Genomic DNA, 22383 nt, shown 5'->3' with positions numbered 1-22383 from the left:
ACCGAAAAACTCACCGCACCCCCGCCACACCCCATGACGTTCATGGGGCGCTTGACCGGGGTGCTTGAGTCACGAAGGGAAAGGAGGAGTGAGTTTTGGACGTCTCAAGTCGAGTCTTAAGTGAACTGGCCAGCCGCGAAGCGGCGCTGGACGCGCAGATCGAAGCGGCGCGCGCTCAGGCGCAGCAGACCGTGGACGCTGCCGAGGCGCAGGCGACGAGCATCCTCCGCGACGCAGAAGCTCAGGCGAAGGCCATGCAGGCCGAGCACGAGCAGAAGCTCAGCGCGGAAGTGAAGTCGATCCGCGACGCCGCCAGCGCCCAGGCGCAGCAGGACGCCGCGCACACCCGCGCGCGCGCCGAGAGCAAACTGGCGCAGGCGGTGGACACGATCATGAGGGCGGTGCTCCCGTGATCAACCCCATGCAGCAAGTCGTGGTTGCCGGCCGTCAGAGTGACAGCCGCGCGATCATGCAGGCCCTGCAACAGGCTGGCGTGCTGCACATCGTGCCCCTGGAAGCCCAGGGTTTCCAGACCGGCCCGCTCAGCGGGCAGGCCGCTGAGGACCGCCGGGACGCCGAACGCCTCCTGGCCCGCAGCGAAAGCACCCTGGGTGAACTGGACGCCGCGCGCGTCACCCGCGCCCCACTGCCCGCCGAGGGTGAGTGGAGCGCCCTGATCGAACAGGCCGCCACGCCCGCCAGCGCCCTCACGGACCGCGAAACGGAACTGCGCGCCGACCTCGACACGCAGCGCAGCTACGGCGACGTCGTGGCCGCCCTGGCCCGCGTGGCCGGCAGCCTCGACCGCAGCCGCCGCGTCGCCCTGATCCCCTTCACCGCCCAGGAGGCCAGCGAACTGCAGGCCGCCCAGGACGCCCTGAAGGCCGAACTGGGAGACCGCTTCGCCATCGGCAGTGAGCGCGTGAACGACCGCCTGAGCGCCGCCATCGTGGCCGTCCTCAGCGCCGACCGTGACCGCGCCCGCGCCGCGCTGGGCAAAGCCCGACTGGGCGAACTGCGCCTCCCGGGCCGCTTCGAACGCATGCCGCTCGGCGACGTGCAGGCCGCGTTCGCGGACATCGCCCGCAACCACCCCCAGGCCCTGGACAAAGTGGAAGCCGACAAGCGCGCCCTGGCGCAGCAGCACGGCCCCACCCTGGCCGCGATCCGCGACGCCCTGGCCGACCGCGTCGGCATTGACGACGCACGCGCCCAGACCGCCCGCGGCAAGTACGGCTTCGTGCTGCAGGGCTTCGTGCCCGACGACCGCGTGCCCGACCTCAAGCGCGCGCTGGACCCCTTCAAGCAGAGCGCCATGTTCGAACTGCATGCCGCTGACGCCCACCACGGGGACGGCGTACCCGTTCAGCTGAAGAACTCCTCGTACACCGAGAACTTCGAATTCATGCTGAACATCAGTGACCCCCCGAAGTACGGCACCTTCGACCCCAGCTGGGTCGTGGCGTGGTTCTTCCCGCTGTTCTTCGGCTTCATCGTCGCGGACATCGGCTTCGGCCTGCTGTTCCTCCTGGCGTCCCTGTGGGGCCTGGCCCGCGCCCGCCGCGGCGAGAGCCTCCCGATCGGTCTGCTGGGCATCACCCTGGACCCCGCGACGCTCAAACGCGTCGGCACCGTGCTGCTCACCATGAGCGGCTGGAGCATCCTGTGGGGCATCCTGACCGGCGAATTCTTCGGCAATGTCCTGGAAAAACTCCACGTGTTCTACGTGAACCCCGAGCTGATCCAGAACATCTGGGGCGTGCGCCTGGCCGAAGGTGAAGAACACGCCGGCGGCCTGATTCCGATCCTGTTCCCCCGCGTCCTGCCAGAATTCAGCAACACCATCATGCTGATCTGCATCGCCGTGGGCGTGATCTTCATGCTCTGGAGCTGGGCACTCAAGGCGCAGCTGACCTGGAAGCACAAGCACATGCACCACTTCTGGGAAGCCGTCGGGATGCTGGGCGGCCTGATCGGCCTGATCCTGCTGGCCTACGTCAGCCGCGCCGGTCAGGACTTCGGCGCCCTGTCGAACTTCGGCAACCCCCTCGTCCTCGTGATGCTCCTCGGCTTCCTGGTGTTCGTCGGCGGCCTGTTTGGCGCCCGCAACCCCCTGATGCTGATCGAGATCCTCTCAAACGGCGGCAACATCATCTCCTTCACCCGACTGTTCGCCGTCGGCGTGGCCGCCGCGATCCTCGCGAACCTCGCCACCGACGTCGGCTGGAGCCTGGGCGGCACGCTGCCCGTCATCGGCCCGATCCTCGGCATCCTGGTCGGCCTGATCGTTCACGTCTTCCTGTTCGTCCTGACCATCCTGGGCCACGTCATGCAGCCCATCCGACTGGTCTGGGTCGAGTACCTCAACCCCACTGGCTTCTACCAGGAAACCGGTATCCGTTACGCCCCATTTGCCCCTGCGGCACGCAAGTAATCCACGGAGGAAACCCCATGAAGAAACTCGCCAAGTACCTGCCCGCCCTGACCGCCGCCACCGTTGCCAGCACCGCCTTCGCCCAGGAAGCCGCCGCCACCGGCGACGCCAACACCGCCGGCCTCAAGGCCATCGGCGCGGGCCTGGCCCTCGGCCTCGGCGCCGTCGGTACCGGTCTCGCCCAGGGCCCCATCGGTGCGGCCGCTGCCGGCGTCGTTGCCGAGCGTCCCGAGAAGTTCGGTCAGATGGCCATCTGGTTCTTCATCCCCGAAACCCTGGTCATCTTCGGCTTCGTCGGCTTCTTCCTCCTCAAGTAACCCCCGGAGGGAACCATGAGCCTTGGTGACATTCTCGAAACCGAAATTCAGGGTGAGATCGCACGCATCCGCGAGCAGGCGCAGACACACGCCGACCAGATCATCGCCCAGGCGCAGGAGCGCGCCCGGACCATGCTCGAGAGCCGTCAGCGGGCCCTGCACACGGACTACGCCGCCGGCCTGACCCGCGCGCGCTCCGCTGCCGACCTGGATGCCAACGCCCAGCGTCTCGCCGCCGGCGACACGCTGCAGGTGCAGGCCTTCCAGACGGCCCAGACCCACCTGAGGCAGATCCCCAGCCTGCCCGAGTACCCCCAGGTGCTCGCCAAGCTGATCCAGGAAGCCCTGACCGCCCTCCCGAACGCCCAGGTGATTGAGGCCGCCAGCAGCGAGCACGACGCCGTGCGCGCCGCCCTCGCCCAGCTGGGCCGTCACCTGGAACTCCGCGCCAACGAAAGCGTGAAGACCGGCGTGCGCCTGGTCGGCGAGAACGGCAAGACCAGCGTTCAGAACACCCTGCTGGGCCGCCTGAGCGCCGCGCAGGGCGAACTGAGCGCCCAGGTCTCCCGCCTGCTCGCCGAAGCGTAAGGGAGGGTGCGTGAATAACCCCTACGGTTACATCAACGGTCGCGTGCGCATGATGCGCACCGCCCTGGTGGAGGCCCGCTCGCTGGACGAAGCGGCCAGCAGCGTCAACTACCAGGAGTTCCTGCGCCAGATCAGCGAAACCCCGCTCCGCGAGGACCTGGGCGACGCCACGGCGCAGGGAGCCGGGCTGGCCCAGCTGGACGAGGCCCTGAGCCGCAACTACCTCAAGGCCATCGCCCACCTGCGCTCCATCGCCGTCGGGCAGCCCGCCCGTGAAATCGAATCCCTGCTGCTCCGGTACGACCTGCAGAACGTCAAGACCCTGGTCCGCGGCGTGCTGACGGGCCGCAGTGCCGACGACATCGTCGGCGGCCTGATCCCGGCCGGTACGGTCCCCTGGAGCGTGCTCCAGGGCGCCGCGCAGAGTGCCGATGTCGCCAGCCTCGCCCAGACCCTCGCGGTTGCCGGTGGGAAGCTGGGTCAGATCCTGCGTTCGGCCGTCAGCAGTGGGGCCAGCAGCCTGCTGGATCTCGAAGTGGCCCTCGACCAGGGTTACTACCGCGCGGTGCTGGCCGGCGTGCGGGGCACCCACGTGCGCCGTTACTTCACCCGTGAAATCGACATCCGCAACCTGCTGATCGCCCGCCAGCTGCGCGGCAGCGCCGCCAACGTCCGGTACTTCATTCCCGGCGGACGCGACGTCACCGAAAGCGACTTCCTGCGCCTCGCAGGCGGCGACAACGCCGTCGCGGCCGACCTGCAACCCATCGCGGAGGCCGCCGATCTCGGTACGGCCGAGGCGGTCGCCCGGCGCCTGCTAGACGAAGCCAGCCGCAACGTCGCCATGGCCGACGCCCTGGGCCCCGGCGTGGCGCTCGACTACCTGCGCCGCAAGGAACAGGAAATCGCCCGTCTGCGCCTGATTGGCCGCGCGAAGTTCTACGGCCTGAGCAAGGACGAGCTGGTAAAGGAGCTGCAAGGTGCGTAAAGTCGTCGTCCTGACCGACCACGAGACCGCCACCGGTTTCCGCCTGGCCGGCGCCGAAGTGGTGGACACCACGCCCGAGCAGGCCCAGGCCGCCCTGGAGAAGCTGATCACGGACGGGGACTACGGCCTGGTGGCCGTGGATACCGGCCTGATCGCCGATCCGGCCACCGCCACGGCCCGCATCATGCGCGGCCGGGACCTGCCGATCCTGCTGCCCATCCCCAGCCTCAAGGACGCCTTCAACCCCGACACGGTCGACGCGAAGGCCTACATGGGCAAGCTAGTGCGCGACACCATCGGCTTCGATATCAAACTGTAAGAGGTCGGGGCGCAGGGACAGCCGGGGGTCCAGGAGATGAGGCCCACAGACACGTGACGCTTCCCCTTCTAGACTCGGAAGTCCCTCCCCGCCCCTCAGACCTTTCAAGGAGAACGTAATGACGCAGAACAAGAGCGGCGTCGTGAAGAGCATCGCCGGACCCGCCGTGATTGCGGACGGGATGTACGGCGCGAAGATGTACGACATCGTCCGCGTGGGCGAGGAACGCCTCGTGGGCGAGATCATCCGACTGGACGGCAACACTGCCTTCGTCCAGGTGTACGAGGACACCAGCGGCCTGACCGTCGGTGAACCCGTCCAGACCACCAACCTCCCCCTGAGCGTGGAACTGGGGCCGGGGATGCTGAACGGCATCTACGACGGCATTCAGCGCCCCCTGGGCAAGATCCGCGAGGCCAGCGGCGACTTCATCGCCCGCGGCATCGAGGTCTCCAGCCTGGACCGCACGCAGATGTGGGACTTCACGCCCAGCGTGCAGGTCGGCGATACCGTCGGCGGCAGCGCCATCCTGGGCACCGTGCCGGAGTTCAGCTTCACGCACAAGATCCTGACGCCCCCCGACAAGGGCGGGAAGATCGCGTGGATCGCCCCGGCCGGTCAGTACAACATTGACCAGACCATCGCCCGCCTGGAAGACGGCACCGAGCTGCGCATGGCCCACTACTGGCCCGTGCGCGCCCCGCGCCCCGTCACCAAGAAACTCGACCCCAGCCTGCCGTTCCTCACGGGCATGCGCATCCTGGACGTCCTGTTCCCCCTGGTCATGGGTGGCGCTGCCGCCATCCCCGGCCCCTTCGGCTCCGGCAAGACCGTGACCCAGCAGTCCGTGGCGAAGTACGGCAACGCCGACATCGTCGTGTACGTGGGCTGCGGCGAACGCGGCAACGAGATGACCGACGTGCTCGTGGAATTCCCCGAACTGGAAGACCCCAAGACCGGCGGCCCCCTCATGCACCGCACCATCCTGATCGCCAACACGTCCAACATGCCCGTGGCCGCCCGCGAAGCGAGCGTCTACACCGGCATCACGCTGGCCGAGTACTTCCGCGACCAGGGCTACAGCGTGTCCCTGATGGCCGACAGCACCAGCCGCTGGGCCGAGGCGCTCCGTGAAATCTCCTCCCGCCTGGAAGAGATGCCCGCCGAAGAAGGCTACCCGCCCTACCTGGGCGCCAAGCTCGCCGCGTTCTACGAGCGCGCCGGGGCCGTCAAGACCCTCGCTGGCGACGACGGCGCAGTCAGCGTGATCGGCGCCGTGAGCCCCGCCGGCGGTGACATGTCCGAACCCGTCACGCAGGCCACCCTGCGCATCACCGGCGCCTTCTGGCGTCTGGACGCCGGCCTCGCCCGCCGCCGCCACTTCCCCGCGATCAACTGGAACGGCAGCTACAGCCTGTTCACCCCGATCCTGGACTCCTGGTACCGCGCCAACGTCGGCGAGGACTTCCCGGAACTGCGCCAGCGGATCGGCACGATCCTCCAGGAAGAGGCCGCGCTGCAGGAAGTCGTGCAGCTCGTCGGCCCCGACGCCCTGCAGGACAACGAGCGCCTGATCATCGAGACCGGCCGCATGCTCCGCCAGGACTTCCTGCAGCAGAACGGCTTCGACCCCGTCGACGCCAGCGCCAGCATGCCCAAGAACTATGGCCTGATGAAGATGTTCCTGAAGTTCTACGACCAGGCCGACACGGCCCTCAAGAACGGCAGCACCATCGACGAAATCATCCAGAGCCCCATCATCGAGCGACTCGCCCGCGCCCGCTACACGCCCGAAGGTGACTTCGCCGCGTACACCGACAGCGTCCTCGGCGAGCTCGACAGCAGCTTCAAGGCGGTGAAAGCGTGACCCTCCTCCAGAAGGAATACAACGACGTCGCGTACATCTCCGGGCCTCTGCTGTTCGTGAACGCCGCCAGCGACCTCGCTTACGGCGCTATCGTGAACATCAAAGACGCCTCCGGCAAGATGCGTGGCGGGCAGGTCATCTCCGTGAGTGACCAGAACGCCGTCATTCAGGTGTTCGAAGAAACCCGTGGTCTGGACCTCGCGACTGCCAGCGTCAGCCTCGTCGAAGACGTGGCCCGCCTGGGCGTCAGCAAGGAAATGATCGGCCGCCGCTTCGACGGCCTGGGCCGCCCCATCGACGGGCTGCCCGCCGTGGTCGCCGAAAAGCGCCTGTCCATCAACGGCCAGCCCATGAACCCCGCCGCGCGCGCCAAGCCCGAGGAGTTCATCCAGACCGGCATCAGCACCATCGACGTGCAGACCAGCCTGATCCGCGGCCAGAAGCTGCCGATCTTCAGCGGCTCGGGCCTCCCGCACAACGAACTCGCCGCGCAGATCGCCCGTCAGGCCAAGGTGCCCGGCCACGAGGGTGACTTCGCCGTGGTGTTCGCCGCGATGGGCCTGACCCAGCGCGAAGTCAGCTTCTTCACGCAGGAATTCGAACGCACCGGCGCGCTCGCCCGCTCCGTGCTGTTCCTGAACAAGGCCGACGATCCCGCGGTCGAGCGTCTGCTGACCCCCCGCATGGCCCTGACCACCGCCGAGTACCTGGCCTTCGAGCACGGCTACCACGTGCTGGTGATCCTGACCGACCTGACGAACTACTGCGAGGCCCTCCGTGAAATCGGCGGCGCGCGCGAGGAGATCCCCGGTCGCCGCGGCTTCCCCGGCTACATGTACACCGACCTTGCGAGCCTGTACGAGCGTGCGGGCGTCGTGGACGGCAAGCCCGGCTCGGTCACCCAGGTGCCGATCCTGTCGATGCCCGATGATGACATCACCCACCCCATCCCCGACCTGACCGGCTACATCACCGAAGGTCAGATCGTGGTCGACCGCACCCTGAACTCCAAGGGCGTGTTCCCCCCGATCAACCCCCTGCCTTCGCTGTCCCGCCTTCAGGGCAACGGCATCGGCAAGGGCAAGACCCGCGCCGACCACAAGAACATCTCCGACCAGCTGTTCGCCGCGTACGCCAATGGTCTGGACCTGCGCAAACTGGTGGCCATCACCGGTGAAGACGCGCTGACCGAGACCGACAAGCTGTACCTGAAGTTCGCCAACGACTTCGAGGAATACTTCATCGGCCAGGGCGACCAGGACCGCAGCATCGAGGACAGCCTGACCGTCGCGTGGGGCATCCTCAGCAAGCTGCCCCAGAGCCAGCTGACCCGAATCGGCAAGGACTCCATCGACAAGTACTACGGTACGAAGATGGACGACATGTGGAAGGGCAGCCGCTCCACCAAGTAAACCCCTGAGGGCCTGAAGGGTGACGCCGGCCCTCGTCGGCGCACCCTGCGGTCCTCAACAATGAACTCCAGAAACGTCAGGAGGTGAATACACATGGCAGGACAGATCAGCCCCACCCGCAGCGCCCTGCTGGCCAGCAAGGCCAGCCTGCGCACCGCCTCCGGCGGCGCGGACCTGCTCAAGCGCAAGCGTGACGCCCTGATCGGCGAATTCTTCGCGCTGGTCAAGGACGCCCTCGCCGCGCGCGAGCAGCTCAGCGGCGTCAGCAAGGGCGCCTACACCAGCCTGTTCGGCGCGAAAGCCTGGGACAGCCCCGAAGCGGTCGAGAGCCTCTCGCTGGCCGGCAGCAGCGACTACGTGATCGACATGCAGATCGACAACCTGTACGGCGTGAAGGTCCCCAAGATCAAGGTCCCTGAACGCGGCCAGCAGGCCAGCTTCAGCCCCATCAACGTCGGCGCGCGGACCATTCAGGCCGCCACCGACTTCGGCGGCGTGCTCGAAGCGATCGTCAAGGTCGCCGGCACGGAAACCAAGCTGCGCCGCATCGGTGAGGAAATCAAGAAAACCTCCCGGCGCGTGAACGCCCTGGAGCAGGTCGTCATCCCCGGTATCGAGGACGACATCCGCTTCATCCGCAGCGTGCTCGACCAGCGCGAGCGCGAGGCCGGCTTCACGCAGAAGAAGATCAAGGCGAAGATCGAGGCGAAGAACAAGGCCGCCCGCGAAGCGCAGAACGCGCAGAGCCACGGCAGCGCCGCCGACTGACCCGCACCACGCAAAGACCGCCCCCCAGCCGGAGGGCGGTTTCTTCATGGGCTGATCGCGTGGCTGCTCAGCCCCGCTGGGGCACCGCCGCGACCGGCGGCTCAGGCGCACGGCGGCCGCGCAGGCTGAGGATCAGCAGCAGCGCGCCCATCCCAGCCGCCAGTGCCGAGCCGGCCGCGAAGCCCTGTGCCTCGTGCCCGGTGGGCGCAGCCAGCACCAGCGGACTGAGGAACTGCCCCAGGAAGATCGCGCTGCTCATCCCGGCCGTCACGCGGCCCCGCCAGGCGGGGGGCGTCAGGTCAGCCAGCCAAGCGTACAGGTTCGGGAAGATCACGCCGCCGCCCAGCCCGGCGATCAGCAGCCCGGCCTCCACGGCGCCTAGGCCCGGCGCGCGGAACACCAGCAGCCAGCCCGCGGCGACCACGATCATGCCCAGGCCCGCCAGGCGCCGCGCGTCAAAGCGTCCGGCGAAGCGGGAGAACACCAGTGAGGTCACGGCGGCCATCAGGGTGGAGCTGCCCAGCATCAGGCCGGTCAGGCCGGGGTTGGCGTGCAGGGCGCGCAGCAGGAACGGCCCCTGGGCGGGCATCAGGTAGAAGACGATCATGTACCCCAGCGACAGGGCGTACACCAGGGAGATGGCGCCCCAGCGGGGCGCCTGCGCGGGCGTTGCGGGATCGTGAGCGGCGCCCGGAATGCCGCGCGGCAGGCGCAGCAGGAGGGGCAGCAGCAGTCCTGCGGCGAGGTACAGCGTGAACGGGGCGCGCCAGCCCACGGCGGCCAGCACGCCGCCCAGTGGGAGCAGCACCGCGCCGCCGAAGCTGTTGAAGGCCGCCTGCTGGCTCAGGAAGCGGCCCCGCTCTGCGCCGCTGAACAGGTCGTTCACGAGCGCCCCGGCGGCCGTCATGGTGCCCGCCACGGCCAGGCCCAGCACCACGCGCCCCAGCAGCACCGCCCCGAGGCTCTGGGCGATCAGGCCGCTGCCGCCCCCCAGCACGTACAGGGCCAGCGAGGCGAGCAGCACCGGACGGCGCCCGTACCGGTCTGCGAGCGTGCCGAACAGCGGCGCCGTGATGGCAATGACGATGCCCAGGATGGTCAGGGCCAGCTTCACGAGCAGGGCCGCGTTGGGCGTGTTGGCGAAGTGCGCCTGCATGGCGGGCAGGGCGGGGGCGATGGTCGCCCCGGACATGATCGTCAGGGCGGAGAGAAGCAGAAGGGTCACCTGCGTGGCCCGGTCGGGTGGGGCCAGACCGGGCGCAGGGGATGAGGCGGGGATCGACATACCCCCAGCATAACTTTAAAACTTAAATCGGTTTACTCTGGCGTTCACCTTTGAGCCCACCACCGCCCAGACTCACCGACTGGCCGCCTCCTGTCCCAGCCGCCAGACCGCCTCAGCCGTGATGGGCAGCTCAGTCACGCGCACCCCCGCCGCCTCACGCACCGCGTTCGCCAGGGCCGCCGCGCCCGCCGTGATCGGCGGCTCCCCCACGATCCGCGCCCCGAACGGCCCGTGCTCACTGGGCCGCTGCACCAGCACCGTCTCCAGCGGCGGCATGTCCGTACTCGTCGGGAACGCGTACTCCAGAAAGTTCGGGTTCACCAGCGTACCGCCCGCGTACGCCAGTCCCTCCAGCAGACCCAGGCCCAGCGCCTGCGCGCTCCCCCCCTGAATCTGCCCCTCGACCAGCAGCGGGTTCAGCGCGAAGCCCACGTCCTGCGCCGCCACCGACCGCAGCAGCGTGACCGCCCCGGTCGCCGGATCCACCCGCACGTGCACGAGATGCGCGACGAAGCCCGGCGCCCCGGCCTTCAGCGCCGCGCGGCCCTCCGCGACCACCGGGCCCGGCCCGCCCGGCGTGCGCTGCGCCTGCGCCGCCAGCTTGCCAATGGGAATCGCGCGGTCCGGAATGCCCCGCACCATCGCCTGCCCGCCCGCGAGTTCCAGGTCATCCCGGTGCGCCTCAAAGTGCCGCGCCGCCAGTTCCAGCAGCTGATCACGCACCTGCGTGCTGGCGTCCAGTACCGCGCCCGACAGGCTGATCGTCACCTGCGACCCCCCGGAGTTCGGTGCGTACGGCCCGCTGTCCGTGGTGCCCTGCACGATCTCCACCTGATCCGGGTCCACGCCCAGCGTCTCAGCCGCAATCAGGACCATGCTGGAATGCACGCCGCTGATGTCCACGCTGCCCACGTGCAGCCGCACCGTGCCGTCCGTGTCCACGCGGCACACCGCGCCCGCCGGGGAGAACGCACCCGGCCAGCCGCCCACCGCCAGTCCCACGCCCTCCTGCTCGGGGAGCGAGGCGCGCGACTGCCAGAGCGGGTGCGCCTGCGCGGCCTCCAGGCAGTCACGCAGCCCGATGTCCGGCCAGGCGCGACCGGTGCCCATCGGGTCGCCCGCCTGCACGGCGTGCTGAAGGCGCCACTCCAGCGGGTCGGCGCCCAGCTGCCGGGTCAGGTCGTCCACGGCGGACTCCAGCGCGAACAGCGCCTGCGGCACGCCCGGCGCGCGGTACGCGCCCACCGGCGCGCGGTTCAGCAGCAGTTCCCGCGTGCGCACCCGCACGTTCTCGCAGCGGTACAGGCCCCCCAGCATCGTGGCGATGATCCCCCCGTGCCCGAACCTGAACGCGCCGTTCTCGACGAGCACGTCCGCGTCCACGGCGGTCAGGGTGCCGTCCGCGTCCGCGCCCAGACGCAGCGTCACGTCAATGGCCGGGGCGGGCATGGTGGTCAGCATGTCCTCACTGCGGGTCAGCACCAGCCGCACGGGCTTCTGAACGTGCAGGGCCGCCGCGGCCACCAGCGCGTCCATGATCCCGTACTTCGCGCCGAAGCCCCCACCGACCGTCAGTGGGACCACGTGCACGTCCCGCTCGCGCAGGCCCAGCGCGCCCGACACCTCACTGCGCACCACGTACTGCCCCTGGGTGCTGGTGTACACCGTGACCTCACCGGGCCTCGCGCCGGGCTGCGCGGCCACCGCGTGCGGCTCCAGGTACGACTGGTGCACGCCCGCCACCCGGAACGACCCCCCGGCCGTGAAGGCGGCCGCGCTCAGGGCGGCGTCCACGTCCCCACGCCCGAAGGTCCGGTCCTCATCCACGTTGCTGGGCGCCTGCGCCGCCTGCGCGCCCGCCTCGCCGCCGTGCAGGCCCGCCATGCCGCCGTCCGCCTTCGGCACGCCTTGCGGCCACACCAGCGTGCCGTCCGCGAGCGCCGCCTCGCCGTCCTCCACGGCATCCAGCGCCTCGTAGTCCACGTCCAGCAGCGCCGCCGCGTCCGCCGCCTGCGCCTCCGTGTCCGCGAGGATCAGCGCGACCGGCTGCCCCGCGAACACCACCAGATCCTCCGCGAGCAGCAGGCTGGGCCGCGAGTGCGCGGGCTTCACGTTCAGGTCCGCGCCCAGCAGCACCGCCTGCACGCCCGGCACATCCAGCGCCGCGGCGCGGTCCACCCCGCGAATCCGCGCGTGCGGGTACGGCGACAGCACCAGCCGCGCGTGCAGCAGCCCCGGCAGCTGCTGATCAGCAACGTAGGGCGCGCGGCCCACGAGTTTCTCCAGGCCGTCAATGATCTTGCGGGGACGACCCAGGTGCGAACGGGCCGGGGGCTGTGGCGTGGTCACGGGTGAAACCTCCAGGGGACAAGAACGAATGAATGACCCTGGCAGTGTACGCCCGCGCTAGCATCCACATACATGACCCCAGACCTGCCCCTGAGTGGCGTGCGCGTCGCGGACTTCACCCGCGTCCTGACCGGCCCGCTGTGCACCATGCTGCTCGGCGATCTGGGCGCCGACGTGATCAAGGTCGAGCCGCCCGGCGGGGACGACACCCGCGCCTGGGGCCCACCCTTCCAGACAGGAGCGGGCGGCCGGGAGAGCAGCTACTTCCTGAGCGTGAACCGCAACAAGCGCAGCGTCACCCTGGACCTCAAGACCGGGGAGGGGCTGGAGGCCGCCCGCCGCCTGATTGCGGGCAGTGACGTGCTCGTCGAGAACTTCCGGCCCGGCACCCTGGAGCGCCTGGGTCTGGGCTGGGAGGCCCTGCACGCCGCGTACCCCCGCCTGATCTACGCGAGCATCACCGGCTTCGGCCTGAGCGGCCCGTACCGCGACCGCGCCGGGTACGACGTCATCGCGCAGGGCATGGGCGGCCTCATGAGCTACAACGGCGAGGCCGGCCGCGAACCCCTGCGGGTCGGCGTGGCGGTCGCGGACGTGTACAGCGGCGCCCTGATCACCCAGGCGATCCTCGCGGCGCTGTACGCCCGCGAACGCACCGGACGCGGCGCGCGGGTGGACGTGAACCTCCTAGAAAGTGTGATCGCGCTGGGCTCCTCGCAGGTGGGCCGCTACCTCGCCACCGGGGAGGTCCCCGTGCCCACCGGGAACGATCACCGGTCCATCGTCCCGTACGGCACCTTCCCCTGCGCGGACGGATTCGTGAACATCGCCGTGGGGAACGACGCGCTGTGGCGGCGCTTCTGCGCGGCGCTGGACGACCCGAATCTGAGCGCGGACGCCCGCTTCGCCACGAACGAGGGCCGCGTCACCCACCGCGCCGAGCTCGATCTCCTCCTGCTGCCCGCACTGGCCCGCCACACCCGCGCCGACCTCATGACCCGCCTGGAGGTGGCGGGCGTCCCCTGCGGCCCCGTGAACGACCTGGCCGACGTCTTCAGCGACCCGCACGTGCAGGCGCGCGGCGTCGCCGTGCCCGTCCCGCACCCCACCCTGGGCGAGACGACCGTCACCAGCCCCCCCTGGCGCTTCGGCGGGGAGGCCCTCCCGGTGCGCCGCGCGCCCCCCACGGCGGGGCAGCACACTGCCGAAGTGCTGGCGGAACTGGGATTCAGTCCCGAGATCAGCGCAGCCGAGCCAGCGCCCGAGCCAGATTGACCCGCGCCTGAGGCTCCAGCCCCGCGAACTCCGGCGTGAGGTACAGCCGCTCGCGGTTCAGGAAGCCCCGCAGGACCGCCGCCCGCCCGGCGCGGTACGCAGCCTCGGGCACGTGCGCGTACTCCGCGCGGATGGCCCGGTCGTACGCGTCGAACGTGGCAGCATCGGCCCCCAGGACACTCAGGTCGGCGTCCACGAACAGCGCCTCCGCCCGCGTGGTCGGCGGCGCAGTGTGCCGGGTGGCGAGGATCAGCGCCCGCACCTCCGCCTGAAGGTCAGTGGGCGCCCCCTGCGCGGCCAGCCAGTCCCCGAACACGTCCGCGCTGCGCGCCTCGTTGTCCGCCGCGCGCGGATCGTAGATCAGGTCATGGCCCCACGCGGCCAGCGCCAGCGCGGGCGTCAGCACGCCCCGCGTGGCCAGCGCGTCCAGCAGCGCCCGCACGTGCGCGGCATTGTGGTACGCGCGGCCCGGCCCGGCGTAGAACGTCCCCGCGAACGCCTCGACGGCGGTCAGCAGGGCCTGTTCGTTCGTCATGGCTTCAGCCCAGCATCATGGCGTGGAACTCCTCCATGATGTTCTCCGCGTCCGCCGTGGTGCGCGCCACCACGAAGATCGTGTCCTCGCCCGCCAGGGTCCCGATGATGTCGTCGCGGCGCACCCGGTCGAGCACCAGCGCCACGCCGGTCGCGTGCCCGTCCGTGGTGCGGATCACGAGCATGTTCTCGCCCCGGTCGATGTCGTGCACGAAGTTCTGGAAGAGCCGCGCGAGTTCCTCCTGCGCGCCCACGTGCCCGGCGGTCTGCGCCAGGGCGTAGCGGTGGCGGCCCTTGCCGACCGGGAGGCGCACCAGCCGCAGCTCGTTGATGTCGCGGCTGACGGTGGCCTGCGTGACGCGGATGCCCTCGGCCTGGAGGCGCTCGACGAGTTCCCCCTGGGTGCTGACACTGTCGCGGGCGATGATGTCCTGAATGCGTTTCTGACGTTGTTCCTTACTGAGCGTTCCCGCCATTCCACACAGCATATGCATATGCACTGCATAATTCAATGACGGGCGTCCCGCCGGGCAGAACCCCGCTCAGCCCTGACGGGGCAGCAGCCGCGCCGCCTCGGTCAGCAGCCGCTCGGCCACCTCGCGCTTGCTCACGCGCGGCCAGTCCTCATGCGAGCCGTCGGCGCGCACCAGTGTCACCTGATTGTCGTCCCCGCCGAATGCCGTGCCCTCCCGCGTCGGGTAGTTCAGCAGGATGAAATCCGCGTTCTTCCGTTGCGCCTTGCCCGCCGCGCGTTCCACCCCGGCGTGCGTCTCCATGGCGAAGCCCACCAGCACCCGGTCATCCTTCTCGCGGCCCAGTTCCGCCAGGATGTCCGGGTTCGGCGTCAGGTGAACCGTCACGTCGCCCGCCACCTTCGCCTGCTTTTCGCCGCTCTGCGTGGCCGCGCGGTAATCCGCGACCGCCGCCGTCATCACCACGATCCCTGCGTCCCGCGACGCGTCCACCACGGCGTCCCGCAGTTCCAGCGCCGACTCGATCCGCACCACGCGTACGCCTGCCGGGTCCGGCAGGGTCACCGGGCCGGTCACGAGCGTCACGTCCGCGCCCCGGTCCCGGGCAGCCTCCGCCACCGCGAAGCCCATCTTCCCGCTCGACGGGTTGCTGATGAACCGCACCGGATCCAGGTACTCCCGCGTCGGCCCGGCCGACACGACCACCCGCACGCCCGCCAGATCCCTCAGCGGGGCAGGGGAGGCGTCCCCCTTCTTCAGCAGCGCCAGTGTCGCGTCCGCGATGTCGTCCGGTTCGCTCATGCGGCCCACGCCGCGCCCCTCGCCGCGCGTGCCGAACGCCCCCACCTCCGGCCCCAGGAACCGGTGCCCCCAGCCACGCAGCGTTTCCGCGTTCGCCTGCACCGCCGGGTGCGTCCACATCAGCTCGTTCATCGCGGGCACCCACAACACCGGCCCGCGCACGCTCAGGAGCGTCGCCAGCGCCAGATCCCCCGCGTGCCCGTGCGCCGCCCCCGCCAGCAACTCCGCCGACGCGCCCACCACCACCGCCGCGTCCACCCGCGCGTGCGTGAGGTGCAGCGCGTCCGGCCGCGCCTCGAACCAGTGCGCGTCCGTGCCCACCGCACCGTCCGCCGCCGTGCTCAGGCTCAACTCCGTGATGAACGCCAGCGCCGCGCGGGTCGCGATCACCCGCACCTGCGCGCCACGTTCCCGCAACCGGCGCAGCACCGACGGGGCCTTCACCGCCGCCATGCTCCCCCCCACGATCACCAGCACGCACGGACGCTCATCAGCCGTTCTCACGGGTACAGGATAGGCGTAAAAAACCACCCTCCGTTTCTGGCAGGGCGGTGCCGCTTCTTCTCGTGTCAGCCTTCGCGCTGGCCGGTCACCCAGTAGCGGACGCGTTCGGAGATGTTCTCCATGTGGTCCCCGACGCGCTCCAGGCTGCGGCCCACCCGCATGAGCATCAGCGCCTTGCTGATGTTGCGGGGGTCCTCGAGCATGTACGTCACGAGTTCACGCTGGATCTGCTCGTACAGGTCGTCCACCTCGTCGTCCATCTGCACGGTCGCCTCGGCGCGCGCCACGTCACGGTCGGCGATGGCGGTGCGGAGGTTCTGGCTCATCTCGCCCAGCCGGTCAAGCATCCGCGAGAGGTTCACGTAGCGTTTCAGGGCGGGCGCCTGCGCGAGTTCCGCGCCGTCCTCGGCAACGTGCACGACGTAGTCACCCATGCGCTCGATGTCGCTGAGGCTCTTGAGGATCAGGGCGACCATCCGCAGATCCCGCGCGACCGGCTGGTGCAGCGCGATGATGCGCAGGCACTCGGCCTCGATCTGGGCTTCCTGGGCGTCCACCTCGCGGTCGAGGGCCTTGACCTCCGCGAGGCGTTCGACGTTCTCGCGCAGCAGGACGTCCCCCGCCACCGGCAGCATGCGCTCGACAGTGCCGAGCATGTTCAGTGCGCCGTTCAGGACGGCACGCAGGTCGTTTTCGAGGGCTTCACGCATGGGGACTCCTGTGTTGAACGTAGCACCCCGCGCCGCGCGGGAGTGTCAGGGAATGGTCAGCTGGCGGGGGCAGGCGCTTTCCGCTGCGGTGACGGGCGGACGGTACGCCCATCCCCTCCACTTCACTCGCCTGTTCTGGTCGGTTTCTCGCTCCGCTCGGGTCCGGGGGACTTTCAGGCACGGCACCTTCACGCCCCCGGACCACCGTCAGCCGATGCCGCCCACGCCCGGCAGGGTGAAGCAGAAGGCGTTCGCGTCGCCGCGCCGCTCGGCCCAGGCCTGCCCACCCCAGCCGTGCACGATGCTCCGGACGATGTACAGGCCCATGCCGCTGCCCTGCCCGGTCGCGGCGCGGCCCCGCGTGTGCGCCTTGAAGAGGCTCTCCGTGTCGGGAATGGGCGTGCCCCGGTCGAGGACACTCACCTCGATCCAGGTGCCGCGTTCATGAGTCTGCACCTCGACCTGCCCTGCGGGCGGGCCGTACTTCAGGGCGTTCTCGATGAGGTTCAGCAGCACCTGCAGCAGCTTGTCCGGATCGGCCCGCACGAGGTGATCCTGCCCGAACGTGACGCTGGCCCGGCGGGCGTTCAGGTCGCCCGAGAGCAGCCGCTCGGCCCGGACGAAGGCCTCGGCCAGCGGCAGGGTGCGGGCGCGGGTGGGCCGGAAGCCCACGGCGAGGTCCTCGGCCAGCCGCGCCAGGCGCTCGGTCTCCTGAAGGCCCTGCCGCACGAAATTCTGCGCCAGGTCGCGGGGCATGTCGTACTCCAGGGCCTCCAGCACGCCGCGCAGCGCCGCAACCGGCGTGCGGAACTCGTGCGAGAGCACAGCGGTCGCCTCGCGCAGCTCCGCCTCGCGGCGGCGGTGCTCGGTGACGTCCTCCACGATCAGCGCGCCGTGCAGGCCGTCGCGGGTGGCGGTGCAGCGCAGCGTGCGGCCCGTGACCTCCAGTTCCAGCTCCCCGCCGCGTTCGAGCAGGGTTTCCAGGGTGTGGCGGCGCACGACCTCCAGCACCGGGCGGCCCGAGGCGCGCTCCTGCGGCACGCCCCACAGCCGCGCAGCAGCGGCGTTCACGCGCGTGACCAGCCCCGTGTGCGTCAGCAGGACCGCCTGAGGCAGCGCGTCGATCCAGTGATCAGACGCGCCCACCGTGCGGCCGGTGGCCTCCGGAGACGTCACGCGCCGTCCGCCCAGGGACGCATGCGGTACCCCTTGCCGCGCACCGTCTCCAGGAAGCCGGGTTTACCCGGGTCGTCCCCCAGGTGGGCGCGCAGCTGCGTGACGTGCTGGTCCACGGTGCGCTCGCCGCCCAGAAAGTCCGCGCCCCACACCCGGTCGAGCAGTTCCGTGCGGGTATAGACGCGCCCCACGTGCTGCGTCATGAACGCCAGCAGGTCGAACTCACGCCGCGTGAGGTTCATGCGCCGTCCACCCACGCGCGCCTCGGCGGCGCCCACGTCCACGCTCAGGGGGCCGTTGCTCAGGACGGCGGGCACGTCCGGCTGCGTGCGGCGCAGCAGCGCCCGCACCCGCGCCACGAGTTCCGCGGCGGAAAACGGCTTGGTCAGGTAGTCGTCCGCGCCGGACTCCAGGCCCTCGACCCGCTCGGCCTCGGCGGCGCGGGCGGTGAGCATCAGCACCGGCATGCGGCGCAGTTCTGCGTCGGCCCGCAGGCGGCGCAGGAAGCTCAGGCCGCTCTCGCCGGGCAGCATCCAGTCCAGCACCAGCGCGTCCGCGCCGGGCAGTACGTCGAACGCGCCGGTCACGGACTCCAGGGCGGTGACCCGCAGCCCGGCCCGCTCCAGGTGAAAGCGCAGGACGTCTCTGACGGTCCCCTCGTCCTCGATGACAACGACGTGGCTCATGTCCCTTCATTCTTAAGGCTCAGGTCAGGCGAATGTCAGCTCCGCCCCCACAGTTGCCCCGCACGGCCGCAGCAGGCTGGACAGCGGTGGCCTTCGCCCCTGTTTCCCTTCCGCGGCCTGCGGTACCCTGCGGGGTGCAACTGCGCGCCTATCCCGGCGCTGGGAGCCGTGCAGGGACCGCAGCGACATCCCTCTCCAGGTGGTTCTGTGAGACGCCCCCCCGCACGCAAGGAGCCAACATGCGGAAGTATTACACCTCGGAATCGGTGTCTGAAGGGCACCCCGACAAGCTGGCCGACTTCATCTCGGACAGCATTCTCGACGAGTTCCTGCGCCAGGAACCCGGCAGTCGCGTCGCGGTGGAGACGCTGCTCACCACCGGCATGGCCGTCGTGGCGGGCGAGGTCACCGCTGAGACCGCCCACGTGGACGTCCAGAAGACCGTCCGTGACGCCGTCAAGCAGGTCGGCTACACCCGCGCGAACTACGGCTTCGACGCCGAGTACAGCGCCGTGCTGGTCAGCCTGCACGAACAGAGCCCCGAGATCGCCGGTGGTGTGAACCACAGCGAGGAGTGGCGCGGCATGATCGAAGAGCAGCGTGAACTTGCAGAGAACGCGCACTCGATGGTCGGCGCGGGCGACCAGGGCCTGATGTTCGGCTACGCCACCGACGAGACGCCGGAACTCATGCCGCTGCCCATCAGCCTCGCGCACGCCTTGACGCGGCGCATCGCGCAGCTGCGCAAGGACGGCACGCTGCCCTACCTGCGCCCCGACGCGAAGGCGCAGGTCACGGTCGTCCGCGACGGCGAACCCCACGAGGCCACCGAAACCCTGGTGGATACCGTCGTCATCAGCACCCAGCACAGCGAGGACGTGAGCCAGGAACAGATCCGCGCCGACATGATCGAGCACGTGATCCGCGCTGTGATCCCCGCCGAGTACCTCACCGCTGACACGAAGTACTTCATCAACCCCAGCGGGCGCTTCGTCATCGGCGGGCCCCACGGGGACACCGGCCTGACCGGCCGCAAGATCATCGTGGACACCTACGGCGGCGCCGTGCCCCACGGTGGCGGCGCGTTCAGCGGCAAGGATCCCACCAAGGTCGACCGCAGCGCGGCGTACTACGCGCGCTTCATCGCCAAGAACATCGTCGCCGCGGGCCTCGCCCGGCGCGCGCTGGTCGAGGTTGCGTACGCCATCGGCCGCGCCCAGCCCGTCAGTCTGCGCGTCGACACGTACGGCACCGGCACGGTCAGCGATGACCGCCTCGCCGTGATCGTCACCGAGCACTTCGACGCGCGCCCCCAGGCGATCATCGCGGAACTCGACCTGCGCCGCCCCATCTACGCGCAGACCGCCGCGTACGGCCACTTCGGCCGCCCCGAATTCCCCTGGGAACAGACCCACAAGGCCGAGGCGCTGAAAGCCGCCGCGCAGCAGGACTGACCCATCCACGGAGACGCGCCGCCCCCGGTTCAGGCTGGGGGCGGCGCGGTCTTTGGCTTCAGCTTCCGGCGGTCTGGGCCTGCAATTCCGCCTCGCGTTCCTCGTACACGTCAGCATGCTTGCGGCGCAGTGCGCTGGCGCTGGCGCGGGGCACCATCTCGCTGACGTTCCCGCCGTAACTGGCGATCTCGCGCACCATGGAACTGCTCACGAAGCTCCAGCGGGTGGCGGCCATGATGAACACCGTCTCCGCGTCCCCGATCTGGCGGTTCAGGTGCGCGATCTGCAACTCGTACTCGTAGTCGGACACGGCGCGCAGGCCGCGCACGATCACGCTGCCCGTCTCCTGGCGGGCCATGTAGTCCACCAGCAGTCCCCCGAAGGAATCCACGCTGACGTTGGGGAAGTGCGCGGTCGCCTCGCGCAGAATCTCCAGGCGCTCATCCAGCGTGAAGAGGTGGCGGCCCTGCTTACGGGCATTGTGCATGACCGTCACGGTCACCTGGTCGAAGATGCGCGAGGCGCGCGTCAGCACGTCCATGTGCCCACTGGTGATCGGGTCGAACGAGCCCGGGAAAACGGCGTTCATAACCCCGCCACCTTACCCGATTTCGCCGTCATCGGGCACGTCGTCAGTCGCCGCCTCGCCCTGCCAGTACAGCGTGAGGGTATTGCTGCCGTACTCGCGTTCCTCCCGCGTGAAGCCCGCGTGCCCGGGCAGGTGCAGCCGGTCCGGGTGCTGGCACACCAGCAGCCCGCCGGGCGCGAGGACACCACTGGCGAGGATCTGAGCGGTCAGTTTCGGGATGTCTGCTTCGTACGGCGGGTCGCTGAACACCACGTCGAACTGCCCCAGGCGTTTCAGCAGCGCCCCGGCGTCCCCCTTGACGATCCGCACCCGCAGGTCCAGCGATCGGGCGTTCGCCTCCAGCGCCCGCACAGCCCGCACGTCCTTCTCGACCAGCGTCACGCGGTACCCACGGCTGGCGGCCTCCAGCCCGATCGCGCCGCTCCCGCCGTGCAGATCAATGAACTCCGGGTAGCGTCCGGCGGGCGCTCGGGCGGCCAGCAGGTCGAACAGGCTCTTGCGGACGCGCGCGCCGCTGGGCCGGGCGCTGTCGGGCACCTGCAGGCTACGGCCCTTCGCCGTACCGCCCAGAATTCGGAGACTCATAGCACCTCCGGTTGAACGGCCTGCCGTTCGACCCGAGCGGACGCGAGTGAGAGTCGTGCGGGTTCCGGGCGTGGAGTGGCTGCCCCGGTGGGGTTCCGGGGGAGCCACGGAACAGACGGAATCCGCTTCATCGCTGGCCCCTACGGGTATGGGTGGGGGAGGGGAACGTCATCCCTTCAGGATAGAGCACGGTGCACTTGGCCCGGCTCAGCCGAGGTGGGGCGCGGCGGCCTCGAAGCCGTCCAGCGCGCCGGGCTGGAGCTGCCAGTCCTCGCTGTCCCGGGTGGCCTGCCCCGCCTGCACGAGGCGGTTCAGTTCGGCCTCCACGCGCTGCTGCACACGCCTCAGCGGCATGCCGTCCGCGCCCTCGACGCCGCGCCACGTGAGGAACGCGCGGTGAAAGGCGGGCAGGTCGTTCAGGCCCACGTGGGTTTCCAGGGCGCGCCAGCTGATGCTCGTCATGCCACCCGTTCTACGCCGCGTGGCGGGCCGCGTACAATGGCGGGCATGACCGATCTGCCGGGCGACCCTGCCGAGCTGCCGGACTCCAGCGCCCTGGAGGCCGCCTCGCCGGAACTGGCGCGCGCCCTGGACGCGCTGGGCGGGCAGCTCGTGTGGCGCATCGGGAAGGACGAGGCCAGCGACGACGTGGTGGTGCGGCTGGGCTTCGCGTCCGCCACGCCCCGCTTCGCGCACCTGCCCCGGCTGCGCAGCGCCGGGGACGCCGAGTTGCAGGCGGCGCTGGCCGCGAAGCGAGTCGTGATCGAGTGGGTCGACTGATTCCGGTGCTCGCGTGATCGTCGAGGCGACGCAGGACTTCACACTGCCCTGGACCGGGGATGACGCGGCGGCGCTGGCGTTCGTGCGTAACCCGGCCCGCGCGCTGGCCCGCGTGCGCTTCCTGCGGGACCTGCGTGCCGACGGCGAGGGCGTGCGCGGCGAGCTGCTCGTGCCGCTCCCCGGCCTGGGAGAGGTGGACCTGCCGTTCCGCAGTGTCCTGACCGCCACGCCGGACGGCGCGATCCTGACCCCGGAGGCCATCAGCGGCGAGCGCGCCTGGGTGGAGGTCGCCGGTCAGGCCCGCCTGGACGGGAATGCGCTGCACTTCGCGTTCCAGTTCCGCGCGCACCTGGCCACGCCGGACGCGCAGGGCTGGGGCGGCGCGGCGTTCGAGAAGATGATCCGCGCCGCCGCTGGGCGCACCCTGGACCGCGTGGCGCGCGAGCTGCCCACAGGGATCATGCAGGCCGCGCAGGAATAACGCGAAAC

Annotated in this window: 24 protein-coding genes; 13 read left to right on the top strand and 11 right to left on the bottom strand. The window is 70.1% G+C overall.

Annotation, left to right across the window (positions count from 1 at the left end):
* Nucleotides 1-95: 95 nt before the first annotated feature.
* The 9 genes from IEY63_RS10000 to IEY63_RS09960 all read left to right on the top strand — a co-directional run bounded on the left by IEY63_RS10000 (nucleotide 96) and on the right by IEY63_RS09960 (nucleotide 8693).
* On the top strand, nucleotides 96-413 hold the full coding sequence (locus tag IEY63_RS10000) for a V-type ATPase subunit subunit G family protein (protein WP_189068872.1): 318 nt from the start codon (nucleotides 96-98) through the stop codon (nucleotides 411-413).
* Nucleotides 410-2434, top strand: a complete 2025-nt coding sequence (locus IEY63_RS09995; RefSeq protein WP_229784631.1) for a V-type ATP synthase subunit I — start codon at nucleotides 410-412, stop codon at nucleotides 2432-2434. The genes IEY63_RS10000 and IEY63_RS09995 overlap by 4 nt, the downstream gene beginning before the upstream one ends.
* Before the next feature lie 17 nt (nucleotides 2435-2451).
* Nucleotides 2452-2751 carry an ATP synthase subunit C-like protein gene (locus tag IEY63_RS09990; protein WP_189068871.1) on the top strand — a complete coding sequence of 100 codons (300 nt, stop codon included), beginning with the start codon at nucleotides 2452-2454 and terminating at the stop codon, nucleotides 2749-2751.
* 15 nt (nucleotides 2752-2766) lie between these two features.
* The gene (locus tag IEY63_RS09985; RefSeq protein ID WP_189068870.1) at nucleotides 2767-3339 is read left to right on the top strand and encodes a V-type ATP synthase subunit E; all 573 of its coding nucleotides are present in this window, start codon (nucleotides 2767-2769) and stop codon (nucleotides 3337-3339) included.
* Nucleotides 3340-3349: 10 nt separating this feature from the next.
* Complete coding sequence (locus IEY63_RS09980; RefSeq protein ID WP_189068869.1) at nucleotides 3350-4327, top strand: V-type ATPase subunit; 978 nt, start codon at nucleotides 3350-3352, stop codon at nucleotides 4325-4327.
* Entirely contained in the window at nucleotides 4320-4646 is a 327-nt protein-coding gene (locus IEY63_RS09975) for a V-type ATP synthase subunit F (protein ID WP_189068868.1), read from the top strand. The genes IEY63_RS09980 and IEY63_RS09975 overlap by 8 nt, the downstream gene beginning before the upstream one ends.
* A 118-nt stretch (nucleotides 4647-4764) precedes the next feature.
* Nucleotides 4765-6513 (top strand): V-type ATP synthase subunit A, encoded by a 1749-nt coding sequence (locus IEY63_RS09970; RefSeq protein ID WP_189068867.1) that lies wholly within the window; start codon nucleotides 4765-4767, stop codon nucleotides 6511-6513.
* Nucleotides 6510-7925: a V-type ATP synthase subunit B gene (locus IEY63_RS09965; RefSeq protein WP_189068866.1), complete on the top strand. Its 1416-nt coding sequence runs from the start codon at nucleotides 6510-6512 to the stop codon at nucleotides 7923-7925. Before IEY63_RS09970 ends, IEY63_RS09965 begins: the two co-directional genes overlap by 4 nt.
* A 93-nt stretch (nucleotides 7926-8018) precedes the next feature.
* On the top strand, nucleotides 8019-8693 hold the full coding sequence (locus tag IEY63_RS09960; protein WP_189068865.1) for a V-type ATP synthase subunit D: 675 nt from the start codon (nucleotides 8019-8021) through the stop codon (nucleotides 8691-8693).
* 67 nt (nucleotides 8694-8760) lie between these two features.
* On the opposite strand, the gene IEY63_RS09955 is transcribed toward IEY63_RS09960, so the two are convergent.
* A complete protein-coding gene (locus IEY63_RS09955) occupies nucleotides 8761-9978 on the bottom strand; it encodes an MFS transporter (RefSeq protein WP_189068864.1) in 1218 nt (405 codons plus the stop codon).
* A gap of 72 nt (nucleotides 9979-10050) precedes the next feature.
* Complete coding sequence (locus IEY63_RS09950; RefSeq protein ID WP_189068863.1) at nucleotides 10051-12327, bottom strand: xanthine dehydrogenase family protein molybdopterin-binding subunit; 2277 nt, start codon at nucleotides 12325-12327, stop codon at nucleotides 10051-10053.
* A 72-nt stretch (nucleotides 12328-12399) separates the two neighbouring features.
* Here IEY63_RS09950 and IEY63_RS09945 point away from each other — a divergent pair, with 72 nt between their 5' ends.
* Nucleotides 12400-13602, top strand: coding sequence for a CaiB/BaiF CoA transferase family protein (locus IEY63_RS09945; RefSeq protein ID WP_189068862.1), 1203 nt, complete (start codon nucleotides 12400-12402; stop codon nucleotides 13600-13602).
* On the opposite strand, the gene IEY63_RS09940 is transcribed toward IEY63_RS09945, so the two are convergent.
* From IEY63_RS09940 to IEY63_RS09915, 6 genes are all read right to left on the bottom strand, one after another.
* Nucleotides 13568-14137 carry an HD domain-containing protein gene (locus IEY63_RS09940; RefSeq protein WP_189068861.1) on the bottom strand — a complete coding sequence of 190 codons (570 nt, stop codon included), beginning with the start codon at nucleotides 14135-14137 and terminating at the stop codon, nucleotides 13568-13570. The genes IEY63_RS09945 and IEY63_RS09940 overlap by 35 nt on opposite strands.
* A 4-nt stretch (nucleotides 14138-14141) precedes the next feature.
* A complete protein-coding gene (gene argR / locus IEY63_RS09935) occupies nucleotides 14142-14612 on the bottom strand; it encodes an arginine repressor (RefSeq protein WP_110832006.1) in 471 nt (156 codons plus the stop codon).
* Nucleotides 14613-14678: 66 nt separating this feature from the next.
* Nucleotides 14679-15914 carry a bifunctional phosphopantothenoylcysteine decarboxylase/phosphopantothenate--cysteine ligase CoaBC gene (gene coaBC, locus IEY63_RS09930; RefSeq protein ID WP_268239656.1) on the bottom strand — a complete coding sequence of 412 codons (1236 nt, stop codon included), beginning with the start codon at nucleotides 15912-15914 and terminating at the stop codon, nucleotides 14679-14681.
* Nucleotides 15915-15979: 65 nt separating this feature from the next.
* A complete protein-coding gene (gene phoU, locus IEY63_RS09925) occupies nucleotides 15980-16624 on the bottom strand; it encodes a phosphate signaling complex protein PhoU (protein WP_189068860.1) in 645 nt (214 codons plus the stop codon).
* 207 nt (nucleotides 16625-16831) lie between these two features.
* The gene (locus IEY63_RS09920; RefSeq protein ID WP_229784630.1) at nucleotides 16832-17800 is read right to left on the bottom strand and encodes a sensor histidine kinase; all 969 of its coding nucleotides are present in this window, start codon (nucleotides 17798-17800) and stop codon (nucleotides 16832-16834) included.
* Entirely contained in the window at nucleotides 17797-18486 is a 690-nt protein-coding gene (locus IEY63_RS09915; RefSeq protein ID WP_189068859.1) for a winged helix-turn-helix domain-containing protein, read from the bottom strand. Before IEY63_RS09915 ends, IEY63_RS09920 begins: the two co-directional genes overlap by 4 nt.
* A 239-nt stretch (nucleotides 18487-18725) precedes the next feature.
* Here IEY63_RS09915 and metK point away from each other — a divergent pair, with 239 nt between their 5' ends.
* Entirely contained in the window at nucleotides 18726-19940 is a 1215-nt protein-coding gene (gene metK, locus IEY63_RS09910) for a methionine adenosyltransferase (protein ID WP_189068858.1), read from the top strand.
* A 58-nt stretch (nucleotides 19941-19998) separates the two neighbouring features.
* Here metK and coaD read toward each other — a convergent pair whose 3' ends face one another.
* From coaD to IEY63_RS09895, 3 genes are all read right to left on the bottom strand, one after another.
* Nucleotides 19999-20529, bottom strand: a complete 531-nt coding sequence (coaD, locus tag IEY63_RS09905; RefSeq protein ID WP_189068857.1) for a pantetheine-phosphate adenylyltransferase — start codon at nucleotides 20527-20529, stop codon at nucleotides 19999-20001.
* A gap of 12 nt (nucleotides 20530-20541) precedes the next feature.
* Entirely contained in the window at nucleotides 20542-21114 is a 573-nt protein-coding gene (locus IEY63_RS09900; protein ID WP_189068856.1) for an RsmD family RNA methyltransferase, read from the bottom strand.
* A gap of 207 nt (nucleotides 21115-21321) precedes the next feature.
* Entirely contained in the window at nucleotides 21322-21576 is a 255-nt protein-coding gene (locus IEY63_RS09895) for a hypothetical protein (RefSeq protein WP_189068855.1), read from the bottom strand.
* Nucleotides 21577-21621: 45 nt separating this feature from the next.
* Here IEY63_RS09895 and IEY63_RS09890 point away from each other — a divergent pair, with 45 nt between their 5' ends.
* A complete protein-coding gene (locus IEY63_RS09890) occupies nucleotides 21622-21894 on the top strand; it encodes a DUF3248 domain-containing protein (RefSeq protein WP_189068854.1) in 273 nt (90 codons plus the stop codon).
* A 13-nt stretch (nucleotides 21895-21907) separates the two neighbouring features.
* Nucleotides 21908-22375: a DUF3809 domain-containing protein gene (locus tag IEY63_RS09885; protein ID WP_189068853.1), complete on the top strand. Its 468-nt coding sequence runs from the start codon at nucleotides 21908-21910 to the stop codon at nucleotides 22373-22375.
* Nucleotides 22376-22383 lie beyond the last annotated feature (8 nt).

The sequence above is a fragment of the Deinococcus radiotolerans genome (assembly GCF_014647435.1).
Taxonomy (GTDB): Bacteria; Deinococcota; Deinococci; order Deinococcales; family Deinococcaceae; genus Deinococcus; species Deinococcus radiotolerans.
The sequence above is the reverse complement of the archived record's forward strand: the minus strand, read 5'-3'. Positions and strand labels throughout refer to the sequence as shown.

Excerpts from the sequence above, each read along its gene's own strand:
- IEY63_RS09890 (WP_189068854.1), top strand. The coding sequence starts at position 21,622 with ATGACCGATCTGCCGGGCGACCCTGCCGAGCTGCCGGACTCCAGCGCC.
- IEY63_RS09940 (WP_189068861.1), bottom strand. The coding sequence starts at position 14,137 with ATGACGAACGAACAGGCCCTGCTGACCGCCGTCGAGGCGTTCGCGGGG.
- IEY63_RS09955 (WP_189068864.1), bottom strand. The coding sequence starts at position 9,978 with ATGTCGATCCCCGCCTCATCCCCTGCGCCCGGTCTGGCCCCACCCGAC.
- coaD (WP_189068857.1), bottom strand. The coding sequence starts at position 20,529 with ATGAACGCCGTTTTCCCGGGCTCGTTCGACCCGATCACCAGTGGGCAC.
- IEY63_RS09990 (WP_189068871.1), top strand. The coding sequence starts at position 2,452 with ATGAAGAAACTCGCCAAGTACCTGCCCGCCCTGACCGCCGCCACCGTT.
- IEY63_RS09895 (WP_189068855.1), bottom strand. The coding sequence starts at position 21,576 with ATGACGAGCATCAGCTGGCGCGCCCTGGAAACCCACGTGGGCCTGAAC.
- phoU (WP_189068860.1), bottom strand. The coding sequence starts at position 16,624 with ATGCGTGAAGCCCTCGAAAACGACCTGCGTGCCGTCCTGAACGGCGCA.
- IEY63_RS09945 (WP_189068862.1), top strand. The coding sequence starts at position 12,400 with ATGACCCCAGACCTGCCCCTGAGTGGCGTGCGCGTCGCGGACTTCACC.
- IEY63_RS09900 (WP_189068856.1), bottom strand. The coding sequence starts at position 21,114 with ATGAGTCTCCGAATTCTGGGCGGTACGGCGAAGGGCCGTAGCCTGCAG.
- IEY63_RS09985 (WP_189068870.1), top strand. The coding sequence starts at position 2,767 with ATGAGCCTTGGTGACATTCTCGAAACCGAAATTCAGGGTGAGATCGCA.
- argR (WP_110832006.1), bottom strand. The coding sequence starts at position 14,612 with ATGGCGGGAACGCTCAGTAAGGAACAACGTCAGAAACGCATTCAGGAC.
- metK (WP_189068858.1), top strand. The coding sequence starts at position 18,726 with ATGCGGAAGTATTACACCTCGGAATCGGTGTCTGAAGGGCACCCCGAC.
- IEY63_RS09960 (WP_189068865.1), top strand. The coding sequence starts at position 8,019 with ATGGCAGGACAGATCAGCCCCACCCGCAGCGCCCTGCTGGCCAGCAAG.
- IEY63_RS09915 (WP_189068859.1), bottom strand. The coding sequence starts at position 18,486 with ATGAGCCACGTCGTTGTCATCGAGGACGAGGGGACCGTCAGAGACGTC.
- IEY63_RS09970 (WP_189068867.1), top strand. The coding sequence starts at position 4,765 with ATGACGCAGAACAAGAGCGGCGTCGTGAAGAGCATCGCCGGACCCGCC.